This is a genomic window from Kribbella caucasensis (assembly GCF_004361855.1).
Taxonomy (GTDB): Bacteria; Actinomycetota; Actinomycetes; order Propionibacteriales; family Kribbellaceae; genus Kribbella; species Kribbella caucasensis.
Genome location: NZ_SNWQ01000002.1, coordinates 190340 through 205723, shown reverse-complemented (window position 1 = coordinate 205723; position 15384 = coordinate 190340). Strand labels below are relative to the sequence as shown.

At 68.5% G+C, this 15384-nt stretch carries 17 protein-coding genes; 5 read left to right on the top strand and 12 right to left on the bottom strand.

Annotation, left to right across the window (positions count from 1 at the left end; genetic code table 11):
- Nucleotides 1-5: 5 nt before the first annotated feature.
- The 7 genes from EV643_RS05120 to ald form a co-directional block, all read right to left on the bottom strand.
- The gene (locus tag EV643_RS05120; protein WP_133798789.1) at nt 6-740 is read right to left on the bottom strand and encodes a pseudouridine synthase; all 735 of its coding nucleotides are present in this window, start codon (nt 738-740) and stop codon (nt 6-8) included.
- On the bottom strand, nt 733-2187 hold the full coding sequence (scpB, locus tag EV643_RS46825) for an SMC-Scp complex subunit ScpB (RefSeq protein WP_370452219.1): 1455 nt from the start codon (nt 2185-2187) through the stop codon (nt 733-735). Before scpB ends, EV643_RS05120 begins: the two co-directional genes overlap by 8 nt.
- A complete protein-coding gene (locus EV643_RS05110) occupies nt 2184-3173 on the bottom strand; it encodes a segregation and condensation protein A (protein WP_133798788.1) in 990 nt (329 codons plus the stop codon). The genes scpB and EV643_RS05110 overlap by 4 nt, the downstream gene beginning before the upstream one ends.
- Before the next feature lie 7 nt (nt 3174-3180).
- Nucleotides 3181-3600, bottom strand: coding sequence for a hypothetical protein (locus EV643_RS05105; protein WP_133798787.1), 420 nt, complete (start codon nt 3598-3600; stop codon nt 3181-3183).
- On the bottom strand, nt 3585-4496 hold the full coding sequence (locus tag EV643_RS05100; protein ID WP_133799205.1) for a ParA family protein: 912 nt from the start codon (nt 4494-4496) through the stop codon (nt 3585-3587). The genes EV643_RS05105 and EV643_RS05100 overlap by 16 nt, the downstream gene beginning before the upstream one ends.
- A 475-nt stretch (nt 4497-4971) precedes the next feature.
- Entirely contained in the window at nt 4972-5940 is a 969-nt protein-coding gene (xerD, locus tag EV643_RS05095) for a site-specific tyrosine recombinase XerD (RefSeq protein WP_133799204.1), read from the bottom strand.
- On the bottom strand, nt 5937-7052 hold the full coding sequence (gene ald, locus EV643_RS05090; RefSeq protein ID WP_133798786.1) for an alanine dehydrogenase: 1116 nt from the start codon (nt 7050-7052) through the stop codon (nt 5937-5939). The genes xerD and ald overlap by 4 nt, the downstream gene beginning before the upstream one ends.
- A gap of 342 nt (nt 7053-7394) precedes the next feature.
- On the opposite strand from ald, the gene EV643_RS05085 reads away from it, so the two are divergent.
- Both EV643_RS05085 and EV643_RS05080 read left to right on the top strand, forming a co-directional pair.
- Nucleotides 7395-8135: a phosphotransferase gene (locus tag EV643_RS05085; RefSeq protein WP_133798785.1), complete on the top strand. Its 741-nt coding sequence runs from the start codon at nt 7395-7397 to the stop codon at nt 8133-8135.
- Between the two features lie 127 nt (nt 8136-8262).
- Complete coding sequence (locus tag EV643_RS05080; protein ID WP_133798784.1) at nt 8263-9093, top strand: LLM class F420-dependent oxidoreductase; 831 nt, start codon at nt 8263-8265, stop codon at nt 9091-9093.
- 12 nt (nt 9094-9105) lie between these two features.
- Here EV643_RS05080 and EV643_RS05075 read toward each other — a convergent pair whose 3' ends face one another.
- The gene (locus EV643_RS05075) at nt 9106-9543 is read right to left on the bottom strand and encodes a cupin domain-containing protein (protein WP_133798783.1); all 438 of its coding nucleotides are present in this window, start codon (nt 9541-9543) and stop codon (nt 9106-9108) included.
- A 56-nt stretch (nt 9544-9599) separates the two neighbouring features.
- On the opposite strand from EV643_RS05075, the gene EV643_RS05070 reads away from it, so the two are divergent.
- A complete protein-coding gene (locus tag EV643_RS05070) occupies nt 9600-10232 on the top strand; it encodes an HIT family protein (RefSeq protein ID WP_133798782.1) in 633 nt (210 codons plus the stop codon).
- A 157-nt stretch (nt 10233-10389) separates the two neighbouring features.
- Here EV643_RS05070 and EV643_RS05065 read toward each other — a convergent pair whose 3' ends face one another.
- The gene (locus EV643_RS05065) at nt 10390-11220 is read right to left on the bottom strand and encodes an MBL fold metallo-hydrolase (RefSeq protein ID WP_133798781.1); all 831 of its coding nucleotides are present in this window, start codon (nt 11218-11220) and stop codon (nt 10390-10392) included.
- A 360-nt stretch (nt 11221-11580) separates the two neighbouring features.
- Here EV643_RS05065 and EV643_RS05055 point away from each other — a divergent pair, with 360 nt between their 5' ends.
- Nucleotides 11581-12393, top strand: a complete 813-nt coding sequence (locus EV643_RS05055) for a P1 family peptidase (protein WP_133799203.1) — start codon at nt 11581-11583, stop codon at nt 12391-12393.
- Here the strand turns inward: EV643_RS05055 and EV643_RS05050 are convergent.
- Both EV643_RS05050 and EV643_RS05045 read right to left on the bottom strand, forming a co-directional pair.
- A complete protein-coding gene (locus tag EV643_RS05050; RefSeq protein WP_133798780.1) occupies nt 12359-12895 on the bottom strand; it encodes an anthrone oxygenase family protein in 537 nt (178 codons plus the stop codon). The genes EV643_RS05055 and EV643_RS05050 overlap by 35 nt on opposite strands.
- A complete protein-coding gene (locus EV643_RS05045; RefSeq protein WP_133798779.1) occupies nt 12892-13833 on the bottom strand; it encodes an NmrA family NAD(P)-binding protein in 942 nt (313 codons plus the stop codon). The genes EV643_RS05050 and EV643_RS05045 overlap by 4 nt, the downstream gene beginning before the upstream one ends.
- Before the next feature lie 85 nt (nt 13834-13918).
- On the opposite strand from EV643_RS05045, the gene EV643_RS05040 reads away from it, so the two are divergent.
- Complete coding sequence (locus EV643_RS05040; protein WP_133798778.1) at nt 13919-14389, top strand: MarR family transcriptional regulator; 471 nt, start codon at nt 13919-13921, stop codon at nt 14387-14389.
- On the opposite strand, the gene EV643_RS05035 is transcribed toward EV643_RS05040, so the two are convergent.
- A complete protein-coding gene (locus tag EV643_RS05035; RefSeq protein WP_133798777.1) occupies nt 14377-15348 on the bottom strand; it encodes a helix-turn-helix transcriptional regulator in 972 nt (323 codons plus the stop codon). The genes EV643_RS05040 and EV643_RS05035 overlap by 13 nt on opposite strands.
- Nucleotides 15349-15384: the final 36 nt, after the last annotated feature.

Below are 15384 nucleotides of genomic sequence, written 5' to 3'. Positions count from 1 at the left end.
CCGGGTCAGAGGTCGACCAGGTCGAGGAGTTGGCCTAGTTCCTTGGGGTCCAGGTCGCGGAGTTCGCCGGTGTGGAGGTTGCCTCGGCGGACCGGGCCGATCGCCGTACGGGTCAACCGTTTGACCGGGTGGCCGACGGCGTCGAACATGCGGCGGACGATGCGGTTGCGGCCCTCGTGCAGGGTGATCTGGATCAGGGTGCGGCCCTTGACCTCGGAGACCACCTTGACGGTGTCGGCCTGGGCCGGGCCGTCGTCGAGGTCGACCCCGTCGAGCAGGTGCCGGAGTACGGCCGGCTTGACGTTGCCGTCGACCTCGGCGACGTACGTCTTGGAGACCTCGTACGACGGGTGCGCGAGGCGGTGGGCGAACTCACCGTGATTAGTGAGCAGCAGCAGTCCCTCGGTGTCGGTGTCGAGGCGACCGATGTGGAACAGCCGTTCGGGGCGGTCCTGCACGAAGTCCGCGATGCAGGGGCGGCCCTGCGGGTCGGACATGGTGGTGACGACGCCGCGCGGTTTGTTCAGTACGAGGTACGCGTGCGCGGTCGTCGGCGGAATGCGTTCGCCGTCGACCCGGATCACGGACACGGCCGGATCGACCCGCGTACCGAACTCCGTCACGACAGCGCCGTCCACCTCGACGCGCCCCTGCTCGATCAGCAGCTCGGCATTCCGCCGGCTGGCGACCCCAGCCTGGGCGAGCGCCTTCTGCAGCCGGATCCCGTCCTGATCAGTCATCTCTGTCGACACGGTACTGCGTCTCCCCGGCCTCGAGCTCCTCGGCCGACGCCAGCTCACCGTCTCCGGGTACGTCGTCCCGCAGTACGTCGTCCTCGTCGCGCAGTACGTCGTCCGCGGTGCTCGCCAGGTCGGTCTCGTCGGAGAACGCGTCGTCGTCGCGCAGCACGTCGTCCACGGCTTCCGCGTCCTCGTCCGTACCGGCATCGAAATCCTCCTCGCCGGACCCATCGTCCGGCTCGTCGGCCTCAGCACCCTCAAGTTCGTCCTCTGCGTCGGACGCGTCGTCGTCCTCGTCATCGGTCGAGTCCGGGGCGGCTTCGGCCGGGGAGTCCCCGGTCTCGGGGATCTCGTCCGGGTCGATCTCCACCTGCTCGAGCTCGGTGTCTCCCCCGGCCTCGAGCTCCTCGGCCGGCGCGAGCTCCTCGTCACCGGGCTCGATGTCAAGCTCGGGACCGTCCCCGGTCGACAGGTCGGCGTCGATCCCCGGTCCGCTCTCCGCATCCGTGGCGGCGCCGATGTCGGACGTCACCGCCTCCTCGGCATCCGAGGTCGCATCCGCACCGGCGGTCGCGGTCTCGTCGGTGGTCGCGGTCTCGTCGGTGGTCGCGGTCTCGTCGGCCGTCGCGGTCTCGTCGGCGGATTGAGTGCGGGCGTTCTGAGCGGCGAGCTCTTCTTCCACGTCGTCCATCTCCGGGAGGTAGGGGGCGAGTTCTGGCAGGTCGTCCAGACTCTGCATACCCATTCGCTCAAGGAAATAAGACGTTGTCCGATAGAGGGTTGCCTGCGACTCCGTGTCCGCCCCGGCCTCCTCGACCAGGCCGCGGCTGACGAGCGTCCGCATCACGCCGTCCACGTTCACGCCCCGGATCGCGGACACCCGCGCCCGGCTGACCGGCTGCTTGTACGCGACCACAGACAGCGTCTCCAGCGCCGCCTGGGTCAGCCGCGCCTGCTGCCCGTCGAGCACGAACCGTTCGACGTACTGCGCCGACTCGGGCCGCGTGTAGTACCGCCATCCCCCACCGACCTCGCGCAGATCGAACCCGCGCCCCTGCTCGGTGTACTCGTCCGCCAGCGTCGCCAACGCCGCCGACACATCCCCCGTCGGCCGCCCAACTGCCCGCGCCAACGTGAGCACCGGCAACGGCTCGTCCGTCACCATCAGAATCGCCTCGAGCGCCCGCCGCATCGTGTCGTCATCAATGACAACCTCGGCCTCGACCGGCACCTCGGTCTGCTCACCCTCAACCGGTGCGTCGGCCCGCCCGGCCTCGGGCTGATCCTCATCAGCAGACTGGTCGGCGGACGCCTCGACGTCGGCAAGCTCGTCGGCGGACGCCTCGACATCAACCGGTTCCTGCTCGACAACCTGCTCGGCCGCAGCCTCAGCGGCCTCGTCGGCCGTGCGGTCGTCGACGTCGGTTGTCGTCTGGTCTTCGGTCACTGCTCCACCGCCTCGTTCGTGCCGTCCGTCGTCTGGGTCGCTTCGGTCGCCTCATCGGCGAGATCCGGCTCGTCGAGCTCGGTCAGGATCTCGCCGTCCTCCAGGAATTCGGAGAACTCGTCGGTGACCTCCGGCGCCTCATCCTCAGCTGATTCCGGCGCCTTCTCCTCGTCGAACTCGTCGCTGACGTCGATCTCGCCCTCGTCCGACCCGGTCCACCGGATCGTCAGCTCACCGAGCGGCGTCACCTGGTCGAACGTCACCGCCGCCTCCCGGAACAACTCCAGCAACGCCAGGAACCGGCACACCGTCGTCACGGTGTCCGGCGAGTCCGACACCAGCGCGCGGAACGTCGTACTGCGCTGCCGGCGCAACCGGTCGACGATCACCAGGGCCTGCTCGCGCACCGTCACTCGTGGCGCGTGCAGGTGCGCCAGCGAAACGCCCTCGGGCAGCTTGTTCTTCGGCGCCATCGCGGCCGCCGCCAACGCCGCGAACCCGGCCGGGTCGACGCCGAGCAACACCTCGGGCAGCAGTTCCGCGAACCGCGGTTCCATCCCGACCGCGCGCGGGAACCGGCGCCCCTCGTCCGCCATCCGCTGCTGGATCAGCCCGGCGATCTGCTTGAAGGCCCGGTACTGCAGCAGCCGCGCGAACAGCAGATCCCGCGCCTCGAGCAGCGCCAGGTCCTCCGCGTCCTCGACATCGCCCTGCGGCAGCAACCGGGCCGCCTTCAGGTCGAGCAGGGTCGCCGCGATCAGCAGGAACTCCGACGTCTGATCCAGGTCCCACTCGGACCCGAGCGCCTTGATGTGGGCGATGAAGTCGTCGGTGACCTGGGACAACGCGATCTCGGTGATGTCCAGCTTGTGCTTGCTGATCAGCTGCAGCAGCAGGTCGAACGGCCCCTCGAAGTTGACCAGGTGGACGCTGAAACCCTTGCCCTCCGCAGCGACCGGCAGTTCGGCCGCGGGTGCGTCGTTCATTCGCCGGTCATTCCGCGACGACCCGTTCGCCGGCAGCGACAGCCGGTTCGTTGGCGGCACGGAGACGCTGTACCAGCAGGGAGTCCGGCCCGTGGTCGACGAAGTCGGCCAGCAACACGTCGATCGCCTCGCGAACGATCCGCCCGCGGTCGGCGTTCAGGCCGTGCTCCTCGCGCAGCGCGAGTCTCGTCTTTTCCAAACCGATCAGCTCTTCTTCGGTCACGTACACAGTGATCTTCGTGTCGTGCCGAATCCGCCCACTGGACTTGCGGTCATCGACCACGGCCGTGCGCGACCGCCCGTTCGGTGACGGGCGGTCGGCCGAAGCCGATCCGTCTGGGGTCGTGCGCTTCTCGGGTCTGGTCTGCTTGGGTGCCGCACCCCCGAAGAGTTCGCTGGCACCTGGCAGGCTCACCCGGCGGGACAACGCGCGAGCACCTCCTTGGCAAGGTCGCGGTACTGGGTAGCCGCAGATGAGGACGGGGCGTACGTCGTGATCGGCTCGCCGACGACCGTGGTCTCGGGGAACTTGACGGTGCGCCGGATGACGGTGTGGAAGACGCGCTCGTCGAACGCCTGCACGACCCGGTCGAGCACCTCGCGGGCATGCGTGGTCCGGCCATCGAACATGGTGCCGAGGATGCCGACGATCTCCAGCTTCGGGTTCAGCCGGTCCTGCACCTTGCCGATCGTGTCGGTCAGCATCGCCAGGCCGCGGAGCGCGAAGAACTCGCACTCCAGCGGTACGACGATGCCGTTGGACGCGGTCAGCGCGTTCACCGTGAGCAGGCCGAGCGACGGCGCACAGTCGATCAGGATCACGTCGTACAGCGGGATGATCGGCTCCAGCACCCGCTGCAGGGTGTACTCCCGAGCGACCTCCTGGACCAGCTGGACCTCGGCCGCGGACAGGTCGATGTTGGCCGGCAGCAGGTCGAGGTTCTCCACCTTGGTCGGCCGGATCACCTCGTCGGGGGTGATGTCGCGCTGCATCAGCAGGTTGTAGACAGAGATGTCCAGATCGTGCGGCTGCACTCCCAGCCCGATCGACGCGGAGCCCTGCGGATCGAAGTCGATCAGCAGCACCTTGCGCCCGGTCTCGGCGATCGCCGCGCCGAGGTTGATCGTGGTGGTGGTCTTGCCGACGCCGCCCTTCTGGTTGCACATCGCGATCACCTGGGCCGGACCACGCCCGGTCGGTGGCTTCACCTCGGGCAGATCGGGGAGCGGCCTGCCGGTCGGCCCGATCCGGTTCTTCGGACCGTGGTGATCGTTCACAGGTGCGATGTCCTCCGCGGTGAGCTTGGCCGTCGGCCGGGGCATCTCCGCATAGTTGCTGGGTGGGGTCACGGCCCGCGGCGGCACCGGGGCGGGCGGGGTGGTCGGTGCCGGCGGGGTGCTGGTGGGCGCCGGTTCGTGGGTCGACGACATCGGTTCCGTCGGCGACGGCAGGTGCTGGGTGCCCGGGAATGTCGACTCGTTCATGACTCGTCAAACCTTTCAACCGATACGGGCGATCCCAGCGACTGTAAGCGTGCATTCAAGCACTCTCAACCAGCCACTCCGCACCGGGGTGGGGTGGGTTTGTCGACAAACCTCCGGACCCGGCCGATCACCCCGCCCGGGTGACCAACCGTGACCGAATGATCGCACACCGTCCATTCCGAACGCACATCGGGCCAGCCACGTACCCCCACCACTCATCAAACGCCACACACGACCCGCCGCCGCACGAACCCACGCTCAGCCGCCCCCCGGACTCAGGTGCTTACTGAGTGGTGGAGATACCCCTCGTTCCCTAGAGGGCGCGGGGGTGGGAGGTGGCGTAGACCTCGCGGAGTTTGTCGACGGTGACGAGGGTGTAGACCTGGGTCGTCGTCACCGAGGCGTGCCCGAGCAACTCCTGGACGACCCGGACGTCCGCGCCCCCGTCCAGCAGGTGCGTGGCGAACGAATGGCGCAACGTGTGCGGCGAGATCTCCTTCGCGATCCCAGCCCGCGCGGCCGCCCGGCGAAGGACAGTCCATGCGCTCTGCCGCGACAACCTTCCGCCCCGCGCGTTGAGGAACAAGGCCGGCGTCCCGCGACCCCGGCGTACGAGCTCGGGCCGGCCGCGGACCTGGTACGCCGACAGCGCGTCGCGGGCGTAGGACCCGACCGGGACCACCCGTTCCTTGCTGCCCTTGCCGCGCAGGAGAACCGCACCGGCCTCCAGATCGACCTCGTCCACGTCGAGCCCGACCGCCTCCGAGATCCGCGCACCGGTCCCGTAGAGGAACTCCAGCAGCGCGGCGTCCCGGGTCGCCAGCACCGCCGGCCCAGCCGATGCAGTCTCCGAACCAGGCGCCGAAACGTTGCCCTCGACGCCGGCCGCGGCCGCCAGGATCCGGGTCACCTCGTCGACGGAGAGGGCCTTCGGCAACCGTTGCGGCGGCGTCGGGGGTTTCACCGCGGCCGCCGGGTCAACCACGGTCAGCCCCTCGCGCAGGCAGAACTTGTGGAACCCCCGGACGGCGACCACGGTCCGCCCGGCACTCGAAGCGGTCAGTGGCGGGTGGTCCGCGTCGCCCTCGCGAAGGCGCATCAGGAAGTCGCCGATCACGGCCTCGGAGACCCGGCCGAGACCCGTGATGCCGGCTGACGCCAGGTACTCGTCGTACCGGCGCAGGTCCCGCCGGTACGACGCGAGCGTGTTGGCGGCCAGTCCTCGCTCGACCGTCAGATGGTCGAGATACGCGCTGAACGCCCTGCTGATCTCGCCGCTCAGACCAGCACCTCGTCGAGCTTCAACTGGGCCAGGTCGTGCGCGTCCGCGACCGGGCCGTAGGTGATGTGACCGTCGAACGTGTTCAGCCCGAGCGCGAGGCTGTGGTCCTGCTTCATCGCCTCCCGCCACCCGAGGTTCGCCAGCTCGATGGCGTACGGCAGGGTCACATTGGTGAGCGCGTACGTCGACGTGTTCGGCACCGCGCCGGGCATGTTCGCGACGCAGTAGAACAGCGAGTCGTGGACCTGGTAGACCGGGTCCGCGTGGGTCGTCGGCCGCGAGTCCTCGAAGCAGCCGCCCTGGTCGATCGCGATGTCGACGAGCACGCTGCCCGGCTTCATCCGGCGCACCATGTCGTTGGTGACGATCTTCGGGGCCTTCGCCCCAGGCACCAGCACGGCACCGATCACCAGGTCGGCCTCGAGCACCGCGCGCTCGATCTCGTACGAGTTCGCGGCGATCGTCAGCAGGTGCCCCTGGTAGATCCGGTCGGCCTCGCGGAGCCGCGCGATGTTGCGGTCGAACAGTTGCACCTGGGCCTGCATACCGAGGGCGATCGCGGCCGCGTTCATCCCGGCGACACCCGCGCCGATGATCACGACCCGCGCCGGATGCACACCGGAGACACCGCCCATCAGGACGCCGCGACCACCACCGCTGCGCATCAGGTGGTAGGCGCCGGCCTGCGGTGCCAGCCGGCCCGCGACCTCGCTCATCGGCGCCAGCAACGGCAGCGAGCCGTCCGGCAACTGCACCGTCTCGTAGGCGATCCCGGTGATCCCGGACGTCATCAGCGCGTCCGTGCACTCCTTGCTGGCGGCCAGATGGAGATACGTGAACAGCACCTGGTCCCGGCGCATCCGGTGGTACTCCTGTTCCACCGGCTCCTTCACCTTCAGTACCAGCTCCGCGTCCGCCCAGACGTCGTCGGCCGTCGGCACGATCCGTGCTCCGGCGGCGACGAACTCGTCATCGGTGAGCAACGAGCCCGACCCCGCGCCCTGCTCGATCAGAACCTCGTGCCCGTTGCGGGCGAACTCGTGAACACCGGAGGGTGTGATCGCCACCCGGTATTCGTGGTTCTTGACTTCCTTCGGAACTCCGACCTTCACAGCTCGCCCTTCTTCCGTCGTCCTAGCGGCCCACATCGTTGTGTCCGCGGCCCGGCGATCGAGGGGTTTGTTGCCAGGTCGCTGCGAGTGTACGTCCGCGGAGTCAATACCACCTGATCCGATGGTCTTGTCCGGATCCGACGCGCGGAACCGGTGTTCTACGGTCCGATTACACTGTTGGTACGACGTCGTGGCGCCCCGTGAGGTTGGCTCCGTGAAGGCTTGCCCGGCGCATTCTTGACGGAATCTTTTCCTTCCCTCCGCTCCCCGTGCGCACAGCCGCCAAGGAACTGTCGGCACCCCTGAAGTACCCCCTCCGGAAACGCCCAGAAAGGTTCTGCGATGGAAGAAATCCTGCTGCCCGGCGGCAACGTCGGCGGCGCGGTCCGGGTCGGCAACACCGTCCGCCGGCCGACCGGTCCGTGGACCCCGGCCGTGCACGGTCTGCTGAACCACTTGGCGGCCGCGGATCTGCCCGGCGTACCGCGGGTGCTCGGGTTCGACGAACTCGGCCGGGAGATCCTCGACTACCTGCCCGGTGAGTCGTACGGCGAACAAGTGCCGGACGAAGTCCTGGCCGACGCGATGAAGTGGCTCGCGGAGTACCACCGGGTGGTCGCGTCGTACCGGCCGGAGGGAGTCGTCGTCTGGCGGACCAGCGAAGGGGTGCTCGGGCCGGACGAGATCGTCTGCATGCACGACTTCGGGTACTACAACTGGATCGGCGACGAGCACGGGTTCAGCGGCGTGATCGACTGGGACATGGCCGGGCCTGGGGTACCGCTCGACGACATCGCCTTCGCCGCCTGGAACACGGTGCCGCTCGCGATACCACTCGACCCGGCGTACCAGGCCGCGCGGGTTCAGTTGATGGCCGATGCGTACGGCGGATCGGTGACGCCGCTGGAGATCCTCGAGGCGGCGCCGACCCGGGCGGAACGGTCGGCCCGGGTGATCCGGGCCGGGCAGGTCGCGGGTGATCCCGGCATGCTCAACCTCGCCAAGGCCGGCGAACCCGAACGCACCGAACGACGGCTGGCCGACCTGCGCCGCCGGGTCCCGATCATCGCCACGCACCTGTGATCAGTTGCTCACGCAACCATCGTTGAGTGCGGCCGGATGGTCGGGAAGACTTGCTCAGGTTGGCCGGACTTGGCTGCTCTCCGCCCGGAGTTGCCGTCAGTGAAAGCATTGACGAGAGGAGCACGACGTGGCGGTCGAACTGGGACGGTTCGGAGTCTGGCACGCGGCACTGAACTGGGGACCTGAGCTCGCCGCCGGACTGGAGAGTGCCGGCTACGGGACGCTCTGGCTGGGCAGCTCGCCGGCGGAGGACCTGCGCGACGCCGAGGTGCTGCTCGCCTCGACGAATTCGGTCGCGGTCGGCACGAGCATCGTGAACATGTGGAAGTCGGACGCGGCCGCGGTCGCGGCGTCGTACCACCGGCTGGAGGAGCTGCACCCGGGCCGGTTCGTCCTCGGGGTCGGGATCGGTCACCGCGAGCGCACGGGCGAGTACAAGTCGCCGTACGAGACGATCGTCGACTACCTGGACGCGCTCGACGAGGGCAAGGTACCGGTCGACCGGCGGGCCCTGGCCGCGCTCGGCCCGCGCGTACTCAAGCTGGCGGCCGCGCGGACGGCCGGTGCCATCCCCTACCTGACGACCCCTGAGCACACCAAGCAGGCGAGAGAGGTGCTGGGCGAGGACAGGCTGCTGGTGCCTGAACAGAAGGTGGTGCTGGAGACCGACGAGGAGATCGCCCGGACGGTCGGGCGCGACTATCTGGCCGGCTATCTGCAGCTGAGCAACTACACGAACAACCTGAAGCGGCTCGGGTTCAGCGACGAGGACTTCGAGGACGGCGGCAGCGACCGGCTGATCGACGCGCTCGTCCTGCACGGGACAGCGGTCGAGGTCGCCGAAGGCCTGACGGCACACCTCGAAGCCGGCGCCGACCAGGTCGTCATCCAGCAACTAGGCAAGGAAGGCCCAGACCTGCTACCGGGCTACGAGGCCTTGGCAACCGTTCTGTTCTAAGGCAGTTCTCATCTAAAGAAGTGTGAAGTCGGCGAAGCCGAAGCCGGGCGAGACGATGCACGACACCAGCACGGCTTCGTCCCGGACCGGACGTGCCGCCTGCCAAGCACCCGCCGGTACTACGGCCTGCGGGTGCTGGCCGGCTTTCACATCCGGGCCGAGCGTGATCGTCTGCGCCGGCTCCGGATCGTTGCCGGTGCCACCGAGTTCGAGGGTCAGCGGACCGCCCGAGTGCCACAACCAGATCTCGGCCGACCGCACTTTGTGCCAGCGCGACTCCTCCCCCGGCGCGAGCAGGAAGTAGATCGCCGTCGCGCTGGCCCGTTCCCCGTCGTACCCGTCGGGGAGGAAACTCACGTCCGACCGCCACGTCTCGCGGAACCATCCACCTTCCGGATGCCGCGCCAACTCCAACGCCTCAGCGAGCTCCGGCCGCTGCTCAATCGACATGCCCGAACCGTATAACCCCTTGGCGCAAGAACCGCTGCTGGGCAAGATCTTCAGGCATGAGCGAACTCGAGCCGCCGAGCGAACCTGAACTGCCGACGGCATACCACCGCAGACTCCCATACGGCGAACGCGTGCCCGCTGATCCTCTGCTGGGCAACCCGTTGTTTGCCTTCGACGGCGACGTCCGCGTGGTCCCGCTGGCCGAGCCGGTGCTCCCGGAACCACCCCGGGCGGGTGAACCAGGCGGGGCCCCTTGCCCGACGTGTGCCGATCCGGAGGGCAACGCGATCTGGGGCGACGAGCAGTGGTTGCTCAAGGCAGGCTTCGAACCGAGCGGGCTGCCGATGGTCGCGCTGCTGGTGCCGCGCGAGCACTACCGGCTCGACAACCTGCCCACTGAGCTGACCGCCTCGCTCGGACCCGTGATCCAGCGCATCGCCAATGCGATCCGCAGCATCGAGGGTGTCGGCCGCACCCACTTCAGCCGCTGGGGCGACGGCAGCGACCACTTCCACATCTGGTTCCTCGCCCGTCCGCTCGGCATGATGCAACTCCGCGGCGCGATGCTCGCCGTCTGGGACGACCTCCTCCCCCGAGTCCCCGACGAGGAGTTCCGCACCAACGCCCAAACCGTCGCCGCCGCCCTCACCACCACAAGCGGTCGCCCCCTGGGCATCGCGGCGGGCTGAGTTCCTGGGCATCCCCGCGAGCTGAGCTCCTGGGGATCGCGGCGAGCTGAGTGCTGGGGATCGCGGCGGGCTGATTCTGTACCGATCGACATGAGGTAGTCGTGTCGAGCCGAGGCTGTCACGCTCAGACAAGCGGCGGCGGGCTGAAATCGGGGCACTACCTCATGTCGATCGGTACTCCTTCGCGGCTGCGCGGGGCCGAGTGGGAGTCGATGTAGTAGGCGTGGCGCTCGGACAACAGCCGGCGGGCCAGGGCCAGGTCGGTGGTGTCGGTGTCCTTCCGCAGGTGGAAGGGCGGCGGGTAGTAGCAGTCGCCGACGAGCATGACGCTTGATTCGGGGTCGACGGCAACGATCGAGTCCGGCGCGTGATTGCCGCCGACAAAGCGGAGTTCGACACCGATCGGCAGTTTGATGGTGTCGTCGAAGGTCCGGTGCGGCTGCACGATGGTCAGCTCATCGAAGTCCGGCACGGCGAGCGCGCGGGCGCGGAAACTGGGTCCGAGCTTGGGGTTCAGCATCACCTGCTCGCGCAGGTACTGATGACTCCACGGGCGTTCAGCCTCACGGGAGAGGATCCCAGTCGCCGTGGAGTGCGCAATCACCTCGACGTCGTCCCACGCGCTGGCGCCCCAGGTGTGATCCCAGTGGTGGTGGGTGTACACGAGCCAGCGAGGCGCGGGGAGATTCGCTTCCCGGATCGCCCGCTGGATCTCGCGCGCATGAGCCGGACTGTTGCCCGCGTCGATCAGCACACTGCCCCGCTCGTCCGCGATCACCCCCACCGAAGCGCCGATCGCCTCCGGGTCAGGATCATGCGGATACAACCAAACCCGCCCAGCCACCCGCTGCAACTCCCGCCCGATCGCCCCAACCCGATCGGTCGGCTCACCCCCGTATGTCGGCTCACCCCCGTATGTCGGCTCACCCCCGTCTGTCGGCTCACCTCGGTCCGTTGGGGCAACCCGGTCGATGCTGTCCTCACGCATCTGCCCGACGATAGTCGGCATGCAACTCCGAGCGCGCGACCTGGGTATCACCCCCGGCACCCTCCCCACCGGCCTGCTGAACTCGATCACCGACGTCCCCGGCATCCGAGTAGGCCACACACCACCCTCGACGACGGCGCCAACCTCCACACCGGCGTCACCGCAATCGTCCCCGACGCGCTGAACCCTGCCCTCCGGCCGGTGATCGGAGCGGGCGGGGCTGGGGCAGGTGGGGCTGGGGCAGGTGGGGTCGGGGCCGGTGAGGCTGGCGCGGGTGGGGCCGGCGCGGGTGGGGTCGGGGCGAGTGGGGTCGGGGCGAGTGGGGCTGGCGCGGGTGGGAGCGGCGGAGGGCAGCGGGGGTTGCCGGCTGCTGTTGCTGTGGGCAACGGGTACGGGAAGCTGGTCGGGTCGACCCAGGTGGACGAGCTGGGCGTGATCGAGACGCCGATCCTGTTGACCGGCACGTTGTCGGTCTTCCGGGCCGCGGATGCGCTGCTCACCTATCTGCTCGATCTCGACCCGAACGCGATCAGCCTCAATCCCATCGTCGGCGAGACCAACGACGGTTTCCTCTCGGACATCCGGCAGCGGCCGATCACCGAGCAGCACGTGCTCGGCGCGCTCGCGTCCGCCTCCGCCGAACTACCCGCCGAAGGTTGCGTCGGCGCCGGTACCGGCACAGCCGCCCTCGGCTTCAAAGCCGGCATCGGCACGTCCTCGAGAGTCGCGCCCACGGGTGTAGTCGGTGCGCTGGTGCAGGCGAACTTCTCTGGGGTGTTGCGTGTGCTCGGTACGCCGATTCCGGCGCCGCCCTCGCCGAGCGAACCCACCGGCAACTCCTGCATGATCGTGCTCGCCACTGATCTCCCGCTCGACGCCCGGCAGCTCGGCCGGATCGCCCGGCGCGCGATCTTCGCGCTCGGACTCGTCGGTTCCGACTACGCCCCCGGCAGCGGCGACTACGCGATCGCGTTCAGCACCTCCCGCCAACCACCGATGCCCGAACAGGACCTCAAACCCGTGTTCCAGGCGACGATGGAATCGGTCGAGGAGGCCCTCCTCAACTCCCTCACGATGGCGCACACCGTGACCGGCTTCCGCGGGAACACCCGGTACGCCGTACCGCACGACTACCTACTCAATCGACTGAGCTCCGCCGGCGTACTGCACTGAGCGCCGGCTCGGCGCCGACCACCTCGATGTGTTCAGACCGGTTCGCACGGTTGACCGCAGCAACGATCAGCGCGCCGAACGCCAAGACGGCGGAGACAGTACGCACCACATGGGCAACCTGCCAACGGTCCCGCACGCTCGCCCAGTCCGACGGCGGCGACTGAACCAACCAATCGGCCTGGTCGCCGTTGATCGGCAAGTTGACGACCAGCGACGTGACCAGAACCAGTGTCAGCAACCCGAACGCCCCCAGCACCAACCAACGATCGTTGCCTCTGGCCCGGATCGCCGAAACGGCAAGGACCAGCGTGCAGATCAGCGCCGGGATCAACGTCGCCGACGCCAGCTTGTCCAACGAGTCGAGCTCGACCAGCCGGACCTGGGTGTAGACCGAGGCGTCGTACCCGCGCAGCGAGTTCTCCAGCACGAGCACCCCGAGCAGGAACCCCGCGAACAACCCGGTGAACAACAGCCCCAGCAGCCGCACCAACCTGCTGGTCATCTGACACTCACTTGGAAGGCGGCCGCGTGGTCGGCGACCCAGTCGGCGAAGGTACGCGCCGGGCGACCGAGGACCTGTTCGACGCCGTCGGTGACGAGCGCGGGCTGCCCCGCCCCACGCGCGTACCGGGCCATCAGGGCGGACACGAACGCCTCAGCCAGACCGTGCGCGACCAGACCACGAGCGGCAACTTGCGGCGGGACCTCCTCGAATCGGACCGGTCGCCCGAGCACCTCACCGATGACCGCAACGATTTCCGAGTGCGTCAACGACTGCGGACCGGTGACCGGGATCCGAAGCCCATCCAGGCTTTCGTCGAGCAGGGCACGGGCGATCACCTCGGCCAGATCCACCTCATGCACGAATGCCTCCGCGAAGTCGGCGTACGGGCCGCGCACGATTTCGCCGGCCCGTAGCTGCGCGCCGAACATCCCGACCACATTGGTCGCGAACGCACTCGGCCGCACCGCCACCCAAGGCAGTCCACTCCCGACGACCGCGTCCTCCACCTCCTTGTTGCGGTCCCCGTTCAACCGCGACGGCTGGTACGCCGGGTCGTCGTCGACGTTGATGGCGGACAGCGCCACGACCCGCCGTACCCCGTGCTCGGCGGCCAGCGCCAGCAGCTTGCCTGCGTTCTCGCCGACCGCGCGCGGGTGGACAAACAGGGCGCTCACCCCATCGAGGGCGGGCGCGAGGCTCTCGGGCCGGGTCAGGTCCGCACTGACCCACTCGACACCCGCTTCCCCGGAAACGGCCGGCGTCTCGATCGGCGTCTCGGCCGGTGTCTCGATCGGCGTCTCGGCCGGTGTCGCGGTCGGCGACTTCGGACCTGGCGTTGATCGGGCGACCGCGCGGACTGCGATGCCTTCGTTCTGCAGTAGTGCGACGAGTGGACGGCCGAGGATGCCGGTCGCTCCGGTGATCAGGATGGTCAACTCTTGCTCCCTGTTCTGGGCTGATCTGCGGTACGGTGCCCGCGTCAGCTGTTCCGTAAGTCATATAATATGGGAATCGTAATATATGGAATCCAAACAGACTAGCCGTCGGGCCACCACTGTGATCAAGGCCGCACTGCGGGATCTGCGCATCCAGCTCGCCCTGCTGAACCATCAGGTCGGCGGCAAGCTGGCACTGAAGGACATCGATCTCGACTGCCTGGACGTGCTGGCCAAACACGGCCCGATGACGCCGAGCGCGCTGGCCCGGCAGGTCGGCCTGCACCCGGCGACACTGACCGGCATCCTGGACCGGCTCGAGCGCGGCGGCTGGATCACCCGCGACCGCGACCCGGCCGACCGGCGCAGCGTCAGCATCCGGGTGCTGCCGGACCGCAACGTCGAGGTCTATCGCTTATATCGCGGCATGAACCGTGCGATGGACGAGATCTGCGCCGACTACACCGCAGCCGAGCTCGAGCTGATCGCCGGTTTCCTCCAGCGCAGCGCCGACGCCGGCCGCACCTCAGCCGGCAAACTCGGTCAGGACTCGTAGAGGTCAGCCACAGACTGCGCCAATCGCCTGAGTTCCGCCCGCAGCTCGGGCGGCTTCAGCACCTCCAGCTGATCGCCGAAGCGGATCAACCGGCTCGCCGCGTTGCCGATGGACTCGACCGGTACGACGGCGGTCACGCTCCCGTCCTCGGCCGGCTCGGCCGCCTCCACCGCCCGCTGCAGATCCGCGAACGAGAGGTCCTTCAACCGCGGCACCAACCCGGCGGCCACCCGGACCACAGCCTCCCCCGTGAACCGCCGCTGCTCGAACTCGTCCAGATGCTCCTGCCAGTACCGAGCCAACTCGAAGCGCGGCGGCCGGCTGAACTCCTCTTCCGTAGCCTCCAACGAGAGGATGTTCGACACCCGATACGTCCGAATCCCACCGCCCGTCGCCGCGGCGACGACGTACCAACTACCGTTCTTCAACACCAACCCATACGGATCAAGCACCCGATCAACCTCGCGCGGCGCCTCCCACCGGCGGTAGCGCACCTTGATCCGCCGATCGTGTAGCACCGCCTCCGCGACCGCCGCGAGCTGTGGTGAATCCTCGGCCTCCTGGTACCACGCGGGCAGATCGAGGTGGAACCGGTTCTTCAGCCGCCCGGCCCGATCCCGTTGGTCCGGCGCCAACGCGGCCAGCAACTTGAGCTCGGCCGCACTGGTCTCCGCCGTCAACCCGAGCGCCGCCGCGGCACCCGGCATGCCGACCAGGAACAACGCGGCCGCCTCCTGCTCGGTGAGCCCGGTCAGCTTGGTGCGATACCCGTCGAGCAGCCGATATCCCCCGGCCCGCCCCTGATCGGCGTACACCGGAACGCCCGCCGCGGCCAGCGCCTCCACGTCGCGGTAGATCGTCCGCAGCGAGACCTCCAGCTCCTCGGCGAGCTCGCGCGCGGTCAACTGCCGCCGCGTCTGCAGCAGCAACAGGATCGACAACAACCGACTCGAACGCACGCTTCGAGAGTAGTCACAAACACTGCCAGGATGTGT

What these genes read in the sequence shown, in the direction of transcription:
- EV643_RS05120 (WP_133798789.1), bottom strand. Translation starts at nt 740, where the DNA reads ATGACTGATCAGGACGGGATCCGGCTGCAGAAGGCGCTCGCCCAGGCT.
- EV643_RS05110 (WP_133798788.1), bottom strand. Translation starts at nt 3,173, where the DNA reads ATGAACGACGCACCCGCGGCCGAACTGCCGGTCGCTGCGGAGGGCAAG.
- EV643_RS05100 (WP_133799205.1), bottom strand. Translation starts at nt 4,496, where the DNA reads ATGCCCCGGCCGACGGCCAAGCTCACCGCGGAGGACATCGCACCTGTG.
- EV643_RS05085 (WP_133798785.1), top strand. Translation starts at nt 7,395, where the DNA reads ATGGAAGAAATCCTGCTGCCCGGCGGCAACGTCGGCGGCGCGGTCCGG.
- EV643_RS05075 (WP_133798783.1), bottom strand. Translation starts at nt 9,543, where the DNA reads ATGTCGATTGAGCAGCGGCCGGAGCTCGCTGAGGCGTTGGAGTTGGCG.
- EV643_RS05070 (WP_133798782.1), top strand. Translation starts at nt 9,600, where the DNA reads ATGAGCGAACTCGAGCCGCCGAGCGAACCTGAACTGCCGACGGCATAC.
- EV643_RS05065 (WP_133798781.1), bottom strand. Translation starts at nt 11,220, where the DNA reads ATGCGTGAGGACAGCATCGACCGGGTTGCCCCAACGGACCGAGGTGAG.
- EV643_RS05050 (WP_133798780.1), bottom strand. Translation starts at nt 12,895, where the DNA reads ATGACCAGCAGGTTGGTGCGGCTGCTGGGGCTGTTGTTCACCGGGTTG.
- EV643_RS05040 (WP_133798778.1), top strand. Translation starts at nt 13,919, where the DNA reads ATGGAATCCAAACAGACTAGCCGTCGGGCCACCACTGTGATCAAGGCC.